We start from the raw sequence: 17,254 nt of genomic DNA on the forward strand, positions 1-17,254 counted from the left end.
TCGCTGCGGTCGCAGGGAATGACGGTTTCGGGGTGGGCGAGTTTCTGTTGCCGTTCGAGGGGTCAGCCGCTGAGCGGGACGCAGCCGACTTTGTTCCCATTGCTATGATTGACCGTTTCGGAACTTCAGAGATATTTCGTCGTAGCCCAATGACCTTGCCACACGGGCTCCGAGACACGCGTGACGGTTTTGTCCTGTGCTATGTGCTGAGAAGAGCGATATCGCAGATGCCACCAGGCTGCCGCGCGCTGCCAGAGCGTTCGACTATCAGGGTATTGAAGGATGATGACGCTGCCCTCTTGCTTTTCGCCCCACGCCCTTTCCTTCAGGTCGAGGTTTCTGAAGACAATTGCTTCGATCTCCTCATTGGGCATCGCGGGAACCGGCATGTCTGACAGGTGTGGTTCAATCTTTTGATGTTTCATGGCTTGTCTCCCGACATCTGCCGATAGATTGACATACCGATATTTAAATTGAAAACTCAGAATCCTAATAGGCTATATTGGAAATACTCATATGCTCACACACCGGCAGGTCAGATACTTCTTGGCTGTTGTCGATGCGGGGCAGGTTTCGGCGGCGGCGCGTGCTTTGAATGTCTCACAGTCAGCGGTGTCTCTTTCGATAAAGGATATGGAATGTGTGCTTGGAACAGATTTGTTCGAGCGCTTGCCAACTGGTTTAAGATTGACCAAAGCCGGGCAGCAATTCCGGCACCATGCACACGACATCGCTGCGTCCTTCGAAGCAGCCGTCAAGAGCGTAGAGACCGGAAGCGATCAGGCCACGGGTGAAGTCCGCCTCGGGATGAGTTGGACGCTGTCCAGCTACTTTGCCTTTCCGGTTATCGAACATTTTGCGCGCCAGCACCCCCAGATCGAGGTTCAGCTTGTCGAAGAAACCCGCGAGACACTTGAGCAGGCACTGGTTGAAGGTCAGCTCGATCTGGCGTTGGTTCTGACTTCGAACCTGACTGGCGGGGCCGGACTGAAGAGCAAAACACTGCACCGATCGCACCGCAGGCTCTGGACAAGTCTCGACCATCCGCTGACCGGACAGAAATACGTATCTCTCGCGGACGTGGCGCAATATCCCTACGCGGTGCTGCGATCGGACGATGCCGAGAAACAGGGATTGGCATATTGGACAGATCAAACAGGTCAGCCGGAAATCAAGCTAACCTCGACCTCCATCGAAGCCGTGCGCAGCCTTGTGGCCTCGGGTCAAGCGGTGACGATCCTGAGTGACGTTGTTTATCGCCCCTGGACACTCGACGGTCGGCGGGTCGAGAAAATTGATCTGGTCGAGACTATTCCGACCATGGACGTAGGCATCGCCTGGTCTTCGCAAGCCGTACTCGATCCTGCCGCGAAACTGCTGCGCGAAACGTTTGATCGATCAATACCAAGGAGTTAGCGTTTTCGATGTGTTGGCCAATGCTTCACTGATGCGCGCACGGGCAAAAGCGAATAGATGGCAGTTCCCGACACATTATATCAGACGCAGCGAAGTCACGATTTGCGTTTTCTGGATGATCGGGTGCCTTGCATTCTCCATCGGCACTACAGTTGCGCCGCGTGAACCGACCTTTATGTCTTTCAGCTGCTTTTTTTCTTGGATCGAAATGCTACGCGCTTCGTGGTGATCCCAAAACGAGTTTGACACACCTTGCTAACCTAATATTAGCGACAACCCTACAAATGCAGCCACGCCAAGGCACATTGTCGCAATGACGTGGTTTGTTGCAATTGCCACGCCAAGAGCAGCAGCTGCTGCCATCCACATGTGCAAGGGTTCTCCCGCCAGGGATGCAGCAATTAGACTGACGATGATCAAGCCGGGCAGGTCATCCAGCATCCATACATGTCGGGAAGCTTTTATCCTGTTCCCCGCAAGAAGTCCTGTGACCCTGATGGCAAAAGCGGCTATGGCCAGAACGAGAATGAGAAGCCAGTGAGAACTGGTCATTGCAGAACACCCTTGGCCTGCCGGATCAGGTGTGCAGCAAGCAGCCCACACAAGGTACCGACAACAATGGCGTAGGCCTTGGGAAGCCCACAACCTATCGCGGTGACTGCCGCGCCAAACGCGACCACCCACGACAACGCATTTGCTTGCCCCGGCCACAATCCTCTCGCCATGGCGATGAAGGCTGCGGTGAAAGCAAATCCTAGACCAAACCTTTCCAGATCGGGTAGGAGCATCCCGACCAAGGCACCGGAGGCTGTGGAAACTGTCCAGACGCTAATCATGACCAGACCTGATCCGATCAGGAACGACGCTCCGATGTCTTTTGACTTCACCCGCTCCGACATCGTGAGCGCCCAATTCTCATCACCGGTGATGTGGATCGCGATCAGCTTTGCCCGAAGGGGCAGAGAGGCTAGAACATCCGACAAGGACGCAACGATCCCAATATAGCGCAGGTTGAGGGCAGCGCCTGCAAGCGCAGCTCCAAAAACCGCTGATGCATCGGCATATTGTTCGACGGCGACGATCTGCGATGAACCGGCGTGAACGGCCGCGCTCATCAAGCCAATGCTCCACCATGAGAAGCCTACCTGGGCTGCCAGCAAGCCAAATGCAAAGCCATAGATTGCAGCCCCGACGGCAAGCGGAATGATTGCGATAGCCCCGTGTTTCATGAAGCCGAAGATAGACAGCTCTGGCAATATGAAATAGTGACAATATGATGTATTTATGATCGGGTTAGGTCGAAAAATCAGCAAAGGTGATACGTACACATCATGGATGCGATTGATAAGAATTTGCTCAGAGCCGTACAGCAAAATGTGAAGCTCTCGATTCAAGAACTATCGGAAAAATCCGGGATTTCTACCGCATCCGTGCAGCGACGCTTGAAAGCGTTACGCGACGCCGAAGTGATTCAGCAGGAAGTTGCGGTTCTTGATCCCAAGAAGGTTGGTCTGGGTGTGACCGCAATTGTCGCTGTGGAATTGGAACGAGATAGGCTTGACCATATTGACGCATTCAAGCGGAAGGCCCGCCACGATCAGCAGGTTACGCATTTCTACTGCATCGCCGGGGATGCAGATTTTCTGATGATCGTGATGGCCAAGGATATTGAAGACTACGAGGCCTTTACCCACCGTTTCTTCTTTGCCGACAAGAATGTACGCAAATTCAGGACTTCTATTGTGGTCTCAACGGAGAAAGCGACGCTTGAGATCCCCATCTGATGACGCATTGCAGACAGCCGCTGTACCGCAAAAATTCGTGCAGGTCGATATTTGCACCGTTGAGGCAATGACGAAATTGCAATTCCGCTTGCAAAACTAAGCTAACGATATCTCTCTGCGGACCGCCCGGGAAATCCCATGGCGTTCCAAGCGATATTCTGAAGGCCCTTCAACGGTCGGCGTTTCCCTTGCACACCATGTCAAGCAGCGTTCTCAAACCAGCGACGTGTTACCTCATCAGCCGGCAACAGCGTCTCGATCCGAAGATCATCAAGCATGGCATCCATGCTCATCCCTATGGTCGCGATCAGCGAGAACAGGCGCAAACGCGCCCCATCGATCAGGAATTCGATAGAGAGCACCGGGGCCGGATGCTCATTCGGGCGGTGTGCGATTGCGTCGGCCACCCCGGGAAGTGACTTGAGTTGCTCTACCAAGGCTTTGCCTTCGCTATCATGCGGGCGGCGTGCGACCTCGAGGTCTAGGAGCCGGAACAATGACCTTGTGACGTCCTCCCAGTTCACGATGTTGTCACGCAGCCTCCCGGGTGACATGACATCCAGGAGGACATTTGGCTGACCGGTTCCACCCGCGACCGCGAAGAATCGCAGCGCACTCTTGTTGGCCTTTTGCAGGGTCCAAACGCGGTCGATGGAGATCGCCGGATAAGGGTCATGCCCTTTGAGCACGTGGTCAATTGAGATGTCCACGGCCATCCGTACCTCGGCATTCCAGCTTGCATCAGCACCCTGTGGCGCAAAGCCCGCGGAAACCAACATGAGATCGTGCTCAGCAGCAGGCATCTCAAGGGCTTCGCATATCTGCCGCACCGCATAGCGGCTGGGCTTTGACCGGCCCGTCTCAAGAAAGCTGATATGGCGTTGCGACAGGCCAGCCTCCATGGCCAAATCCAGTTGGCTGATGTGTCGCCTGCTGCGCCAGGACTTCAGCAGCGCGCCGAACCCGTCCTGGGGTCTGTTCATTGTGAATGTCATTCCCTGTTATCGCATCTCGCGGCCCGTCATTCTATTACATCCGGCGTAATTGAGATGAACCCAGACGCGTGAGATGGATGCCGCGAACACACATGTGAGGAGCAACCATCATGACCGCGACATCAACTGCGCGCCTCTTTCTAAAGCTCAACAGCCAATACTCCGCGTTATGTGGGGTCGTCTTGGTTTTTGCCGCGGGGATGCTCGCGCCGCATTTATTCGCCAATCCTGTCGACTGGGCACCTTTGGGACTGCGTAGCTTGGGTGTCGGTTTGCTTGGTTTCGCGGCGGCGCTGTATTTGCTGGCCAAGAACAAGTTCATCACGAAGGGCGCGGTCATTGAAATCGTTGTGCTCGACGGCCTTTGGGTCTTGGGCAGTGTCGTTCTTGTCGCATTCTTCGCAAACATCTTCACGACCACGGGGATCGCGGTTGTCACCCTTGTCGCGATGGTTGTGGCCTTTTTCGCTGTGATGCAGCACGCCGCAAGTTCAAAAATCGAGCAGCCCATTCCCGTGGTTGACGTACGCCTTGAGGATGGAACCCTCATCGCGACGGTCAAACGCACCGTGAACGCGCCGACCAAGGCCGTTTGGGACGTGATGACGGATCACCCTGCTTATGCCGAGGTCGCCGACAACATCTCAAAAGTCGAAGTCCTGTCAGGCGAGGGTTTGGGTATGAAGCGCCGGTGCTATGGGCCAAAAGGCGAGAGCTGGGAGGAGACATGCGACCTTTTTGAGCCCGGACAATCCTATGGCTTCGTCATTCATACAGAGGCAGAGGATTACCCCTATCCCTTCGCAGAATTGTCCGGTCGATGGCGCGTTGAGCCACGTCAATCGGGATCTGAATTCGACATTAGAATTGTCGCCAAACCGAAGGGAAATGCCTTGGCAAGATGGCTGTTTGTCATGATGGCGAAACAGCAGTTCAAAACCATTCTGATCGACCTTGCGGATGCCTGGGCAGCGCGCATGGAAAACGAGCGACGGACCTAATATAAAAGTGCATGTGGGCGCACTCGTGCGCGCCGCCACCCAGTACTCGCGCCACACAAAATGATGAGATCGCTGCATGCCGATGCCCTGGACATATCACCATGCGACAAAGGAATTCAGGTCCTTCCTATCGGATGCCAAGGAGCGGATGAGCCTTGTGTCCGACAACAGTACCTACACCGCCGTCGACGCTGTGTTTCAGGTCTTCCGACGGCGCTTGACACCCAAGCAGGTGATCGCCTTTGCCGACATCCTGCCGTCCATCCTGCGCGCCATCTTTGTCTACCGTTGGGATCCGGAAGCGCGCCAGGTGCCCTTTGCCAGCGTGGAAGAACACACGCGCGAGGCGCAGGCCATTCGCAAAGATCATAATCTCACCCCAGACAACGCCATCGAAGCCACCGCCTGGGCTCTGCGCAGGCATGTGAATCAACATGACCTGGATCGTGTTCTGGCTCAGTTACCGCAGGGCGCTATTCGCTTTTGGGAGGTTGACGTCTCAGACCCCAAGGAATTGGAACAACGCATTATCTGAAGCCATCGCTAGGGTTTCAAACCCGCGCAGAAACAAGGGGGCACTTGCACGATTGGCACCACCACCGTGGGACCCAATGATCTTTTCAGCGCGATAAAACTATATGATGCGCTATCAGGATCCACTAGCATTCACCCTCTCCGGCGGCGCGGATCGATGGCTGCTAGGGGGTGATTTCCGGATGAAGGGGCACTCTGTGTGGCACAACCTTTAACGGCGAGTTGGCGATCGCAGGAAACGGTGCGATGGTCGTATTGAAGAGGCTCTCAAGAAAGGGCTTGAGTGTTTTGCACGCCAAATACCTGGAAGCCAGTGGGATGGATGCGAGACCACCGGGAGCCCGGGCAGATCAGAGGTTCTATGGCGCCTATTTTCATGATCTGAATACGAATAAGCTCAACGCTTGCGTGCCCGCGCCATGAGGGAAACCACCATGAAGGCAAAACGTATGAAGCCACACATCGTCTTCGCGCGGTTGAACACAATATCGCCTTACGAGATTGCCGCGCACATGTCTGACCCATGCGTCGCCGAACACATGCCTCTTCTCACATCGGCATGGGACGAGACAGCAGCCAATGAATTTATAACCATGAAGGAACAGCATTGGCGCCGCGACGGGCTGGGGCATTGGGCGATATTGGTGGATGACGCGTATGCGGGCTGGGGAGGGTTTCAGAAAGAGGGCGATGAATGGGACTTTGGCCTGGTGCTGAAGCCCAGCTTCTTCGGTCTCGGTATGCGCATTACCGCTAAGGCGATCACTTTCGCGCAAGAAGATGAACGTATCCCCTTCGTAACTTTTCTTCTGCCTCCGTCCCGAACAAATTTGAGCGCCTTGAAGCGGCTTGGGGCCGAGTATGTCGGTCGGGTGACGCATGAAGGCGCTGATTTTCTGAAGTACCGGCTTGAGACCGAATGAATGGTTTCCCGCAAGATCGATAGTTGAGCGAAAACGAAGCTGTCGAGGAGCAGGCCCGTGTCTGCGACGCGTGACGCAACCGCCGTCAGATGAAGATCGGCTGGGCTATGCCTCTGCTCTACCGCGCGGGTTTGAAACTCTTGATCATGCTGGATGCGAGGAAAATCAATGCCGCGACGCAAACGATGGATGGCCCCGCTGGTGTGTCAAAAACATAGGCCGCGCGCAGACCAGTGACGGCCGACAACGTCCCGATGACACCCGCAGCGATGGCCATGCCCTCAGGGGTCCTTGACAGGGGGCGGGCAGCGGCTGCGGGGATGATCAGCATGGCAGCGATCAGCAGAACCCCAACGACTTTGATCGCGACCGCGACGGTGATGGCCAGTGCCAGGGTCAATACAAGTTGTTCGCGCTTGGGGTCGATCCCGCTTGCGTGCGCCAGATCTTCGTTCAGTGTTGAGGTCAACAGGGCTGACCAGCGCCAGCCGACCAAAGCAACGACAAGGGCAGCGCCGCCCCATATGACCGCGAGGTCCCCGCGCGAGACGGCGAGAATGTCGCCGAAGAGATAGGCCATCAGGTCGATCCGCACGCCGGAGATGAAGGACACTGCGACAAGCCCGAAGGCGAGTGCCGAATGTGCGAGCACCCCCAGCAATGTGTCCATTGCGTACCCCCGACCGGATAAGACACTGACCGTAAGCGCCATCAGCAAGGCCACAGCCATCGTCCCGATGAAGATCGACATCGAAAACGCCAGCGACAGCGCAACGCCCAGAATTGCGGCATGGGCAGTGGCATCGCCAAAGTAGGCCATGCGCCGCCAGACCACGAAACACCCCAAGGGTGCGGCAGCAATTGCCACGCCAATCCCGGCCAGAGCGGCACGCACCATAAAGTCATCAAGCATTACTCAGCGGCCTCAGTGTGGTCGTGGGTGTGATCGCCATGATCATGCCCATGGTCGTGTTCATGCCGGTAGAGAGCCAATGCGCCGCCGGTGCCGGTCCCGAACAGGGCGCGATACTCCGGGGCGGATGCGACAACCGCCGGTGTGCCTTCGCAGCAGACATGGCCGTTGAGGCAAATCACGCGGTCAGAGGCACTCATCACCACATGTAGTTCGTGGCTGATCATGAGGACGGCGCAGCCTGTATCCTGCCGCACGCTCTCGATCTGTTGGTAAAAGGAGGCCGAACCACGTTGATCCAACCCCTGCGTCGCTTCATCTAGCAACAGCAGATCAGGCTTCCCGATCAGTGCACGCGCCAGCAACACCCGTTGAAACTGCCCGCCCGACAGCTGCGACAGTTGCGCACCGGAAAGGTCAGGCACCCCTGCCTGTGTCAACGCCTGTTGGATGTCTGCGGCTGCGACGCCCCCCGGCAGCTTCAGGAATCTCGAAACGGTAATCGGCAGCGTTTCATCAATATGCAGCTTTTGGGGAACGTAGCCGACTTTCACCCCATTGCCGCGCGTGACCTGGCCCCGGAACGGCTTCACCGCGCCGATAATCGCGCGTAACAGGCTGGTTTTGCCTGATCCGTTCGGGCCAACAATTGTGACGATCTCACCGGGTTCGACACAGAGCGATACATGGGACAAGACGGTCCTTGCACCATAACGGACGCTGAGGTCTTCCACCCGAACAAGGCTCATACGTCGGCCTTATCGACACAGGCAGGGCAAACGCCCTCGGCTTCAACAACCGTGCGCTCAATGCGAAAGCCGGTCGCGCGGGCGGCATCACCCAACGCCCCGCGTGCCGGGGATGATTGCGTTTCTGCGACGGCATCGCACAACCGGCAAATCATAAACGCAGGCGCATGAGAGTGACTTGGATGGGCACAGGCGATAAATGCATTCAGCCGCTCAATCTTATGAGCCAGCCCATTCACGACAAGAAAATCAAGCGCGCGATAGGCCACGGGCGGCTGCGATCCAAATCCTTCCTCACGTAGTCGATCCAGAATCGCATAGGCACCAAGTGCGCGATGCTCCTGCAACAAAATCTCCAACACCTTGCGACGCACAGGCGTAAAGCGGAGCCCCTCAGTCGCACATCGGGCCTCGGCCGCGGCAAGCGTATCGCTCACACATGCCGCGTGATCATGATGCGCAAACCCAAGCGGGCCGTCGTCAGTATCGCCGTTTTTGGAGTCACTTGTCATGTTATCACATTTTGTCTATCCAGTGCGAAATGTTATACAATCACATGGAGACTTCGATGTCCAGAAAGCGTCTTGCCCTCTCTCTGACGGTCACATTGATGGGAGGAGCCGCTTTCGCAGAGGTGCCTCAGGTCGCTGTTGATATTGCCCCCGTGCACTCATTGGTCGCACGGGTCATGGAGGGTGTCGGAACGCCAGATCTGATCGTTCAACCGGGTGCCAGCCCGCATGAATATAGTTTGCGCCCCTCTGAAGCGAAGGCGCTGCAGGACGCCGATCTGGTATTTTGGATTGGCTCTGGTCTGACGCCATGGCTGACGGATACGATTGCAACGCTGGCGCCAGATGCTGCCGTGACCGCATTGCTGGAAGCGGATGGCACGATTGAATTAGAGTTCCGGGAAAACGCATTGTTCGAGGCGCATGACCACGAAGAACATGGTGACGAAGATCACGCGGACCATGAGGACGACCACAAAGACCATGACGATCACGCTGACGAAGCACATAACGACCACGATGAAAAACACGACGATCATGCCGGCGAAGAGGCAGGACATGACGACCATGATCATGAAGATGAGGTAGCCGGGCACGAAGGACATGACCACGGCGCGCATGATCCACATGCATGGCTTTCACCGAAAAATGCGATGACCTGGCTGAATGTGATTGCCGGTCAATTGTCCGCCGCTGACCCTGACAACGCCGGTACCTATTTTGCGAATGCCGCCGCAGGCCGTACCGAGATCGAAACCCTGATTGACGAAGTGAAGGCAACTCTGGAGCCGGTGCGCAAAGGACAGTTCATCGTTTTTCACGACGCCTACCAGTACTTTGAAACGGACTTCGACTTTCCCGCCGCCGGTGCAATCTCTTTGAGCGACGCGTCCGATCCGAGCCCGGCACGGATTGCCGAAATTCAAGCGCGGATCGCTGAGGAGAGCATCGACTGCGTTCTGGCAGAGCCACAGTTCAACCCTGGTCTCGTGGCCACAGTTCTGGATGGCACAGAGGCTAAAACAGGGATACTTGATCCCCTGGGCTCTGATCTGGAACCGGGATCGGCGCTTTACCCCCAACTTATCGGGAATCTTTCAGCGGCCCTCGCGGATTGTATGTGATCGCATAAGCCCTCCAGAGGCCCTGAAGCTAAATCTGGGGTGTGATGGCGGCGTATTACGCATCTAATGGAGTGTGTGCTTGCTTGCGGTGTCTTGTGAGACGGGGCCAGTACACATCCGCTTGTAGGGGGGCGATACAAGATCGGCATTCATAAAGATATGCGACACACTCTCCCTTCACGTTAAGAGCGTCGGCATCCATCATCTTGCCTCTTCTAGTGTCGGCCTTGCCTTAAACCCACCGCATATCCGGACGTATGCCATAGCTGCGTCTGTTGCCTTCATGTTTTTCCTCAGTTTGTCAGCCCGGCAATGGCAAGCCCAATGCTCGCGGTGCGGGCAGCTTCTTCATCGCAGTGTGGTGGATCGGGGTCGCCGGGTCTGCGCATTGCCATCCAGACCAGCATTTCCAGTGCCGCGCGCGAAGCCGCAGCAATATCGAGATCACGCCGGACATGACCTGACCTGGCGAGACGATCAATGCAGGCTTCGAAATCCCTGAAAAACAATCTGCGCTGACCCTTTGTATAGAGCCGTTCAAGTAATGCGGTCTCCTTGGAACACTTGTCTAGCAAGGCGATAAGCTGGTGCTCGCGCCTGAGCATGTCATAGGTCTCGGACAAGACTGCCGACAGCACGTCAGGGCTCGGCGGTGCGTGCAGCGCGGCCTTCAGCGCTGGCCAATCCAGCCTTTCGTCAAGGGCGCGCGTCGCAGCTTTCTTCAACCGCGCCGCACTGAACTTCACGGGCTTTCCGGCGTCCGGTAGATCGAACCGCGCCGCGTAGAGAAGTGCGAGTTCGATCAGCGCTTCTTTCTCAGCGACATAGACATAAATCGTCCCCGCCGCGACATCAGCGGCGCGCGCGACATCAGCGACCTGGGTCAACCGCGGCCCGTTGGTCGCCAGCACATGGCGCGCCGCACGGGCGATGGCCTTAAGCTTCGCCGGGCTTCGCTGGGGGCCCCGACGACTTGAAGATTTTTTTATTTTCTGCTTATTATGAATGAATGATTCGCTCATTATTTAGGAGTGCCTGAAAGTGATCGCGCTGTCCAGTCCCCCGCGTCGAAATGATGTCGATACGCTGCGCGCCGTGGTGGTATTGCTTCTGGTCCCCTTTCATACAGCCCGGCTTTTTGATGCTGAGGTCTGGCATATGAAAGACATGAACGCGCCATACTGGGTCGCAGACTTTCTGATCCGATCTCTCAATGTCGCGCAAATGTCGCTTCTTTTCCTGCTTGCAGGGATGAGCGCGGCTTGGGCCTTGGAGCGCCGCAGTCGGGTGGCATTTTTGCAAGAACGTTTCGCCCGGCTCATCGTGCCACTGCTGATCGGCACTGTGGTGTTGGTTGCGCCGCAGGTTTGGCTGGAACGGATCACGCCCGATGTGCCACTTCGGATGAGCCCGATCGACCACGAAGGTGGCCATTGGGCTTTCATGGTTACCTATTTTCGCTGCTGTTATCCCGCGGCCAATTTCTCGTGGCATCACTTGTGGTTCCTGCCTTACCTCTTCACGTATTGCCTGCCGCTGGCTCTTCTCGGCAATGCCGCTGTTGCTCAGCGACTTGCCCGATGGATAACCAAAGCGCCTTGGCGGCTGTTCCTGCCGGGCCTGATCCTGATTGGAATCGAGGCCGCGCTGCGCCCATCCTTCCCCAGTACGCACAACCTTGTCTGGGACTGGGCCAACCACGCGCATTACGGTTTTCTGGTGCTCTTCGGATGGTGGCTCGGGCGCAATCCGGATGTGGAGGCATCGATCTGCGACATCCGGCAGATCGCGCTGTTCTTGGCGGCGGGGTTGGTTGCACTTTGGTTTGCGACCCTGCCAGTGGACGCTGGTGGGTTCGGTATGATTGAAACGTCGCACACCATTCGCCATATGATCCGGTTTGCCGCAGAATGGTGTCTGCTGCTGACCCTGCTGGGTTACGGAAGGATCTTGTTCAGCCGCCCAATTCCAATCCTGAAAGCCTTCGCGCCAATTGCGCTGCCCTTCTATCTGTTTCATCAGACGATCATTGTGCTCCTTGCTTGGCTCTGGCTGGATTGGACTGGAATGCCGCTGCTGAAAGCAACCGCTGTGGCAGTCCTGACGACCATCTTGAGTATCCTGCTTGCCTGGGGCGCGGCGCATTCTTCGGTGACGCGATTGGCAACAGGTTTGCCGTTTCGCCGCAAACCTCGCTTCCCACTGAGGTCCTCAGAGGCGATCTGCATACGTTGGCTGGCAAGATGGTAGGTGTTGGTGATCGGTCCCGCGCTGCCAGCGCAGCTGAAGCAGGAAAGGGCCAAATCACCGGATGTTGTGTCTTGCCCAAAGGCCTGCTTACAGGCGTTTTTTGCCGCCATTTGCTTTGATCTGATTTGCACGTGATTTTGGCTAGAACTGCGCAGCAAGGGTCCGCAGCGGTGCCATTCTGTCTCTCGTCCCAGGCTGTGCGATAATCAGCTAGTGGACAAAGCTGATCTTACCCGACAATAGCTGCGCGTTTCATATGTCACTTCAGACCACCCAACCGAAAATATATCCCGCAGAAAGTGATCCCAGAACCGCAAGCGCGAGATAGAGCAAAAATGGTTTCAGTCTGAGAACCGGCGCAATTGCCATCGCGCCCCAGATGCTGACCACACCACCCGAGACCAAGAACGCCATCGCGGCGCCTTCGGACATGCCATTGTCAATCAAGCCGCGTGTAAGCGGAAGTGCTGCATAACCGTCGATGTAGGCCGGAGCGCCAACAAAAACGGCGGCGGGTATGGCCCACCATTGATCTTCGCCCACATATGCTGCAAGCGCCCCTGGGGTCAGCGCGGCATTGAGGGCATATTCTGCGGCAAATGCAGGGATCAGGCAGATCAGGATGAGCCGCGCGGTTGCCGCGAATTGAGTGCCAAAGGACCGCCGACGCGCTTGCGTTCGCCAGACCCATGGATCGAAAGTCTGAACTGCTCCAAATCTTGCAGCGCTCAACTGGCGCGCCAATCCGTTGTCGCGCAGCGCGTTCAGTGCCCAGGGTGTCTTGGCAAACAGTCCAGTGACCGCGCCCCCGAATAGACCCAAGCCGAAGGCTGCGAGAGTTTTGCCAATTGCGAAGCTGAGGCCGAGAGTTGCAGCCGTTGTCGCGAGCATAGCAGGGTCCGTGATCGGGGATGACAACCAGAATGCCATGATCGGCGCAAGCGGCACGCCTGCCGCCAACAGACCTGCCATCAAGGGCAGAACTGTGACACCGCAGACTGGCGTAATGGCCCCGATCAATGATGCGGCCGCCACTGTGCGGAGCGTCCTGCCCTCGAACGCGCCAGCGATATGCGTGTCGGCTCCGCTGGCGATGATCCATGCCGCAAGAAGAATGCCCGGAATGACGATGGGGGCGACAACAACCAAACCCCATATCACGAATTTGGCGGCATTCATGGCATGTCCCGGCCACGCAAGACCAATGCCTATGAGCGTGAGAAGACACACGCCCCACAGCACCGATTTCTTGTTTGATCGCTGGCGGGAAACTGTCTGATCCGTCATGGTCTACTCCTCTGGCCTTGAAAAATAGCGGCTGGAAAGGCATGTGTGAAACGAATAGTATCAATCTCTGGTATTGGAAAACCGAATGGAAAGCCTTGACAGCGACTTGCTTCGCACCTTTGTCGCCGTGGCTGAGGCGGGAAGCGTCACGGATGGCGCCGCTCGCATTTACCGATCGCAATCCGCCACCAGCCTTCAGATTAAACGCCTCGAAACCATTCTCGGCCGACCCGTTTTTGAAAGGCATGGGCGCGGCGTTGTCTTGAGCGATACGGGCCGTCGGCTGCTGCCCGTCGCGCAAGATGTAACCGCCCGCCTAGACGCAGTGTTGCGGGATATTTCCCAAGACGTCGTGACAGGCAAACTGCGCCTGGGCATCCCAGACGATCATGGACAAGCGAAGCTGACGGAAATCATCGCTGCTTTCACGCGTCATCATCCGAAGGTCGAATTGGATGTGACATGCGCTTTGAGCACGGGATTCCCAACTGCGCTCGACAAAGGATCGCTGGATCTTGCGATTTATGAGGTAGAACGTCCAAAGAAACATGAAGAAGTGCTCTTCGAGGACCCTACATGCTGGATGTCATCCGTGCATCGGGACTTCTCAGCCGAAGAGACCTTGCCGGTGGCCGTGTTCGATCATGCCTGCTGGTGGCGCGACGTCGCAATCGCCGCTCTCAAGGCCCGTGGAAAGCCCTATCGGATCGTTTATTCCAGTCAAAGCGTCTCCGGTGTGATCGCAGCAGTTGATGCCGGGATCGCAATTGGCTTGCTGGGCCGCTCATCGCTTCACCCGGGCCTGTCAATTGTGGGGAAGAGTTTGGGCTTCAAAAGCACGCTGGCCTCGAAGCTTGTGATGGCTGAAAATGGAACGCTGGAGACCGGACCACAGAACGCCATGAAAGCAGCTATCCGCGCCGCGTTTCTCGCGAAGGTCTAGGCGTGTAGCCGTTCGAACGGTCCCAGCGCATTGCGTAACTGGGCATTGATCAAGACAGTTGTCGCACAGGTAGCGAATGGCTGCTTCTCTCTTGATTGCGCGGATCCGATCTCGAACGATCAAGCATCTCTTTTGGATGGATGAAGCGAAGGTTGCAAAGCAGCATGTTTCGGAAGCCAGCACATTTACTAAGCCGGTCATGGTCATTTCTGCTTGGAATAGAGATCTGCTTGGGGTGGCTCACGCCCGTCTGAACATCTGTTGTGTGACACCATTGTCTAGAACCCGGAAGTCATGCAGCGCGTAACACATGAATGCTGAATTCTCCCCAAAGAGCCGCTTTCCTGATCCCACCACAACCGGAAATGTCCAGATACGAAACTCATCGATCAGGTCATTGGCCTGCAGTGTCTGGATCAACCTTGCGCTGCCATGAACCTGCAAAAGCGGCCCGACGTCGGATTTTAGGTTTCGGACCCCCTCCACAATATCGCCTGTGAGCGCATAGGAGTTTTCCCAACTCAACGCATTTGACGAAGACGTCGCCACATGCTTTCGCGCAGAATTCAGTATCTCAGCGACATCAGACTTCGGCGCGGTTGGCCAATGGCTTGCAAAGATGTCGTAGGTCTTGCGACCGAACAGAATATCATAGGGCGCTGACATTGCTGTCCGCGCTACTTCGGGCATCACCTCTTCCCAATATGGCGCGGCCCATCCGCCACGCGCGAAGCCGCCGGATGTGTCCTCCTCCGGTGCGCTTGGCGCCTGCATGACCCCGTCGAGGGTCACAAATGAAAGAACTGCAAGCTCGCGCATTTCAACCCCGCGCGCTGGTCATAGACCGGGCCAGTGCGTCCAATTTGTCAAAGGCCTGGTTCCATCCACCTGCGCCAGCCGTGCCTTCGGCGACGCCAACATGGACGATGACCATCCGCGTTTTCTCACCAACGTCACTCAGCTCAACGATGACCTCAGTAATGTCAGGAAAGTTGTCCGGCATTCCCATGGTTTGAGGTGGGATCAGCGTGCCATCCGCGTCACACATGCTTTCGGTGTAGACGAGACGTCGGGGCGCGCTGACTTCCTTGTAGACGCCGGTAAACCACATTTCCATCTGTCGTTCTGGCGTCTGCATCGACATGCAGATTTTACGGGTGCCGCCGACGGTTACATCCATCTCGGCAGTTGGGACAGACATGCCATTTGGTCCGTACCATTGCTTGAACAAGACCGGGTCAGTCCACATCCGCCACACCATATCGATTGTGGCGTCAAATTCCCGTTCAATCCGAACCCATTCTTGTACGTCATTCATGACTGCGTTCCCTTCGTATCGTTGAGCAGCGTCTCCATTACGTCAAAGCGCGCTTCCCAGATGTGTCTGTATTGATCTGTCCAACGCGCGATGTCCTGGAGCGGTCGCGTGTCAATCGTGCACGGGCGGAATTGAGCGTCTTTCCCGCGTGTGATCAGCCCGGCGTCCTCCAATACACGAATGTGTTTGGAGATTGCTGGGAGCGACATGTCAAAGGGCTCAGCCAGGTCATTTACCGTGGCTGTGCCTTTGACCAACTGCGCCAAAATAGCCCGCCTTGTGGGGTGTGCTAAAGCGGAGAACACCGCATCCAGCTTATCACTTTCATCCATAGGATTATTATTAAACTAGTGCGTTAATTAATCAAGAGGTTTAATATCGGTAATAAGAATACAGTCAGTGGTAGCCATGGACGATGCCATTGGGATGAGGGCGCCTTGCGTTTGGGTCGGGCCTGTCGCCCGGTCGCTTTGACGGAGCAATCAAGCGTTTGTTTGCGTCATCAATGTATCTGAAAAGCTTAGGTAGCTTTATGCCCCAACGCTGGTTTTTTGCTTTGCCAGGTTTTGAATGAGGGCCCCAACGGTCATGAACTGATCGCTCAGCGGGCTTGCTTTTCGCCAGATCATGCCAATTGTGCGCGACGGCACCGGCTTTGAGAAGCGCGCGACACAAACGTCCGCCGATCGGGTTTCATAGGGCAAGGCCATCTCTGGGATCAGCGTGGCACCGATCCCGGCACCCACCAGTTGGACAAGCGTGGAGAGCGAGCTGCCCTCCATAATGTGTTTGGGTTTGGCGCCCGAGAGTTCGCAAAAAGACAGCGCCTGATCACGAAAGCAATGGCCTTCTTCGAGAAGCAGCAGTTGCATCGTTTTAAGTGTGGCCGCGTTGGGAACCGGCATGTCTGCTTCAATGCTGGGTCGGACCAGGTAGAATTCCTCCTTGAACAACGCAAACTCGCGTAGGGAAGGCTCGGATATGGGCAATGCCACGATCGCCACATCAAGGTTGGAGGACATCAGGTTTTCAAGCAATGATTGTGTCACGGACTCGCGCGGTTGAAGCTCAAGATCGGGAAAGTACGTGTTGAGGGTCTGAATAATGCCGGGGAGCAGATAGGGGGCCGCGGTTGGAATGATGCCGAGCCGCAGGCGACCGGTCAGCCCGTCTTTGGAGGAGCGCACGAGTTCTTCCAAGTCATCCACACGGACGAGGATGTCCTGTATTCGGCCCAGGAAATCTTCGCCAAGCGTGGTCAGGTGCATTTTGCGCCCGGTGCGTTCAACCAATTGCCCACCAAGCATCGCCTCCAGCTCTTTCATCTGAAGAGACAACGCGGGCTGCGAAATCGCACAGGCTTCCGCCGCCCGCCCAAAATGCAGATGCGTCGCCAGCGATTTGAAGTAACGCATGTGCTTGAGCGTCAGACCGATCATAAGCCTTACTTATCGTTTTGTTTTGGAGATTCAATTGGAATAAATGTTCCTGCCAGCGTAAATGTG

21 protein-coding genes are annotated in these 17,254 nt (G+C 56.2%); 8 read left to right on the forward strand and 13 right to left on the reverse strand.

Annotated elements, in window-relative coordinates; translation table 11 throughout:
- Positions 1–125: 125 nt before the first annotated feature.
- On the reverse strand, positions 126–425 hold the full coding sequence (locus Q1A63_RS03490) for a hypothetical protein (RefSeq protein ID WP_298969307.1): 300 nt from the start codon (positions 423–425) through the stop codon (positions 126–128).
- 91 nt (positions 426–516) lie between these two features.
- On the opposite strand from Q1A63_RS03490, the gene Q1A63_RS03495 reads away from it, so the two are divergent.
- On the forward strand, positions 517–1,416 hold the full coding sequence (locus Q1A63_RS03495; protein ID WP_299630661.1) for a LysR family transcriptional regulator: 900 nt from the start codon (positions 517–519) through the stop codon (positions 1,414–1,416).
- 255 nt (positions 1,417–1,671) lie between these two features.
- Here the strand turns inward: Q1A63_RS03495 and Q1A63_RS03500 are convergent, their stop codons facing one another.
- Together Q1A63_RS03500 and Q1A63_RS03505 are read right to left on the reverse strand one after the other, a co-directional pair.
- Positions 1,672–1,968, reverse strand: a complete 297-nt coding sequence (locus Q1A63_RS03500; protein ID WP_299630663.1) for an AzlD domain-containing protein — start codon at positions 1,966–1,968, stop codon at positions 1,672–1,674.
- Positions 1,965–2,789: an AzlC family ABC transporter permease gene (locus Q1A63_RS03505; RefSeq protein WP_299630665.1), complete on the reverse strand. Its 825-nt coding sequence runs from the start codon at positions 2,787–2,789 to the stop codon at positions 1,965–1,967. Before Q1A63_RS03505 ends, Q1A63_RS03500 begins: the two co-directional genes overlap by 4 nt.
- 3 nt (positions 2,790–2,792) lie before the next feature.
- Here Q1A63_RS03505 and Q1A63_RS03510 point away from each other — a divergent pair, with 3 nt between their 5' ends.
- Positions 2,793–3,200 (forward strand): Lrp/AsnC family transcriptional regulator, encoded by a 408-nt coding sequence (locus tag Q1A63_RS03510; protein ID WP_299630667.1) that lies wholly within the window; start codon positions 2,793–2,795, stop codon positions 3,198–3,200.
- Between the two features lie 200 nt (positions 3,201–3,400).
- Here the strand turns inward: Q1A63_RS03510 and Q1A63_RS03515 are convergent, their stop codons facing one another.
- Positions 3,401–4,183 (reverse strand): helix-turn-helix transcriptional regulator, encoded by a 783-nt coding sequence (locus tag Q1A63_RS03515; RefSeq protein ID WP_298969316.1) that lies wholly within the window; start codon positions 4,181–4,183, stop codon positions 3,401–3,403.
- Positions 4,184–4,305: 122 nt separating this feature from the next.
- On the opposite strand from Q1A63_RS03515, the gene Q1A63_RS03520 reads away from it, so the two are divergent.
- From Q1A63_RS03520 to Q1A63_RS03530, 3 genes are all read left to right on the forward strand, one after another.
- Positions 4,306–5,196, forward strand: coding sequence for an SRPBCC family protein (locus tag Q1A63_RS03520; protein WP_298969317.1), 891 nt, complete (start codon positions 4,306–4,308; stop codon positions 5,194–5,196).
- An 82-nt stretch (positions 5,197–5,278) separates the two neighbouring features.
- Positions 5,279–5,731, forward strand: a complete 453-nt coding sequence (locus Q1A63_RS03525) for a DUF2267 domain-containing protein (RefSeq protein WP_299630670.1) — start codon at positions 5,279–5,281, stop codon at positions 5,729–5,731.
- A 433-nt stretch (positions 5,732–6,164) separates the two neighbouring features.
- Positions 6,165–6,653 (forward strand): GNAT family N-acetyltransferase, encoded by a 489-nt coding sequence (locus Q1A63_RS03530; protein ID WP_298969321.1) that lies wholly within the window; start codon positions 6,165–6,167, stop codon positions 6,651–6,653.
- A gap of 118 nt (positions 6,654–6,771) precedes the next feature.
- Here Q1A63_RS03530 and Q1A63_RS03535 read toward each other — a convergent pair whose 3' ends face one another.
- The 3 genes from Q1A63_RS03535 to Q1A63_RS03545 are packed head-to-tail and all read right to left on the reverse strand — an operon-like array spanning position 6,772 to position 8,827.
- Positions 6,772–7,566, reverse strand: coding sequence for a metal ABC transporter permease (locus Q1A63_RS03535; RefSeq protein ID WP_298969322.1), 795 nt, complete (start codon positions 7,564–7,566; stop codon positions 6,772–6,774).
- A complete protein-coding gene (locus Q1A63_RS03540; RefSeq protein WP_298969324.1) occupies positions 7,566–8,315 on the reverse strand; it encodes a metal ABC transporter ATP-binding protein in 750 nt (249 codons plus the stop codon). The genes Q1A63_RS03535 and Q1A63_RS03540 overlap by 1 nt, the downstream gene beginning before the upstream one ends.
- Positions 8,312–8,827, reverse strand: a complete 516-nt coding sequence (locus Q1A63_RS03545) for a transcriptional repressor (protein WP_298969326.1) — start codon at positions 8,825–8,827, stop codon at positions 8,312–8,314. The genes Q1A63_RS03540 and Q1A63_RS03545 overlap by 4 nt, the downstream gene beginning before the upstream one ends.
- A 56-nt stretch (positions 8,828–8,883) precedes the next feature.
- Between Q1A63_RS03545 and Q1A63_RS03550 the strand changes: the two genes are divergently transcribed.
- On the forward strand, positions 8,884–9,951 hold the full coding sequence (locus Q1A63_RS03550) for a zinc ABC transporter substrate-binding protein (protein WP_298969328.1): 1,068 nt from the start codon (positions 8,884–8,886) through the stop codon (positions 9,949–9,951).
- Between the two features lie 293 nt (positions 9,952–10,244).
- Here the strand turns inward: Q1A63_RS03550 and Q1A63_RS03555 are convergent, their stop codons facing one another.
- The gene (locus tag Q1A63_RS03555) at positions 10,245–10,973 is read right to left on the reverse strand and encodes a TetR family transcriptional regulator (RefSeq protein WP_298969330.1); all 729 of its coding nucleotides are present in this window, start codon (positions 10,971–10,973) and stop codon (positions 10,245–10,247) included.
- A gap of 19 nt (positions 10,974–10,992) precedes the next feature.
- Between Q1A63_RS03555 and Q1A63_RS03560 the strand changes: the two genes are divergently transcribed.
- Positions 10,993–12,201 carry an acyltransferase family protein gene (locus tag Q1A63_RS03560; protein ID WP_298969331.1) on the forward strand — a complete coding sequence of 403 codons (1,209 nt, stop codon included), beginning with the start codon at positions 10,993–10,995 and terminating at the stop codon, positions 12,199–12,201.
- Positions 12,202–12,465: 264 nt separating this feature from the next.
- Here the strand turns inward: Q1A63_RS03560 and Q1A63_RS03565 are convergent, their stop codons facing one another.
- Positions 12,466–13,488, reverse strand: coding sequence for a permease (locus Q1A63_RS03565; protein ID WP_298969332.1), 1,023 nt, complete (start codon positions 13,486–13,488; stop codon positions 12,466–12,468).
- A gap of 85 nt (positions 13,489–13,573) precedes the next feature.
- Here Q1A63_RS03565 and Q1A63_RS03570 point away from each other — a divergent pair, with 85 nt between their 5' ends.
- Complete coding sequence (locus Q1A63_RS03570) at positions 13,574–14,431, forward strand: LysR substrate-binding domain-containing protein (RefSeq protein WP_298969333.1); 858 nt, start codon at positions 13,574–13,576, stop codon at positions 14,429–14,431.
- Positions 14,432–14,671: 240 nt separating this feature from the next.
- Here Q1A63_RS03570 and Q1A63_RS03575 read toward each other — a convergent pair whose 3' ends face one another.
- From Q1A63_RS03575 to Q1A63_RS03590, 4 genes are all read right to left on the reverse strand, one after another.
- Positions 14,672–15,250: a dihydrofolate reductase family protein gene (locus Q1A63_RS03575; RefSeq protein WP_298969334.1), complete on the reverse strand. Its 579-nt coding sequence runs from the start codon at positions 15,248–15,250 to the stop codon at positions 14,672–14,674.
- 1 nt (position 15,251) lies between these two features.
- Complete coding sequence (locus tag Q1A63_RS03580) at positions 15,252–15,749, reverse strand: SRPBCC domain-containing protein (RefSeq protein WP_298969336.1); 498 nt, start codon at positions 15,747–15,749, stop codon at positions 15,252–15,254.
- The gene (locus Q1A63_RS03585) at positions 15,746–16,081 is read right to left on the reverse strand and encodes a metalloregulator ArsR/SmtB family transcription factor (RefSeq protein WP_298969338.1); all 336 of its coding nucleotides are present in this window, start codon (positions 16,079–16,081) and stop codon (positions 15,746–15,748) included. The genes Q1A63_RS03580 and Q1A63_RS03585 overlap by 4 nt, the downstream gene beginning before the upstream one ends.
- 198 nt (positions 16,082–16,279) lie before the next feature.
- A complete protein-coding gene (locus Q1A63_RS03590; RefSeq protein ID WP_298969340.1) occupies positions 16,280–17,188 on the reverse strand; it encodes a hydrogen peroxide-inducible genes activator in 909 nt (302 codons plus the stop codon).
- Positions 17,189–17,254 lie beyond the last annotated feature (66 nt).

It is taken from the genome of uncultured Roseobacter sp. (assembly GCF_947499265.1).
Classification (GTDB): domain Bacteria; phylum Pseudomonadota; class Alphaproteobacteria; order Rhodobacterales; family Rhodobacteraceae; genus Roseobacter.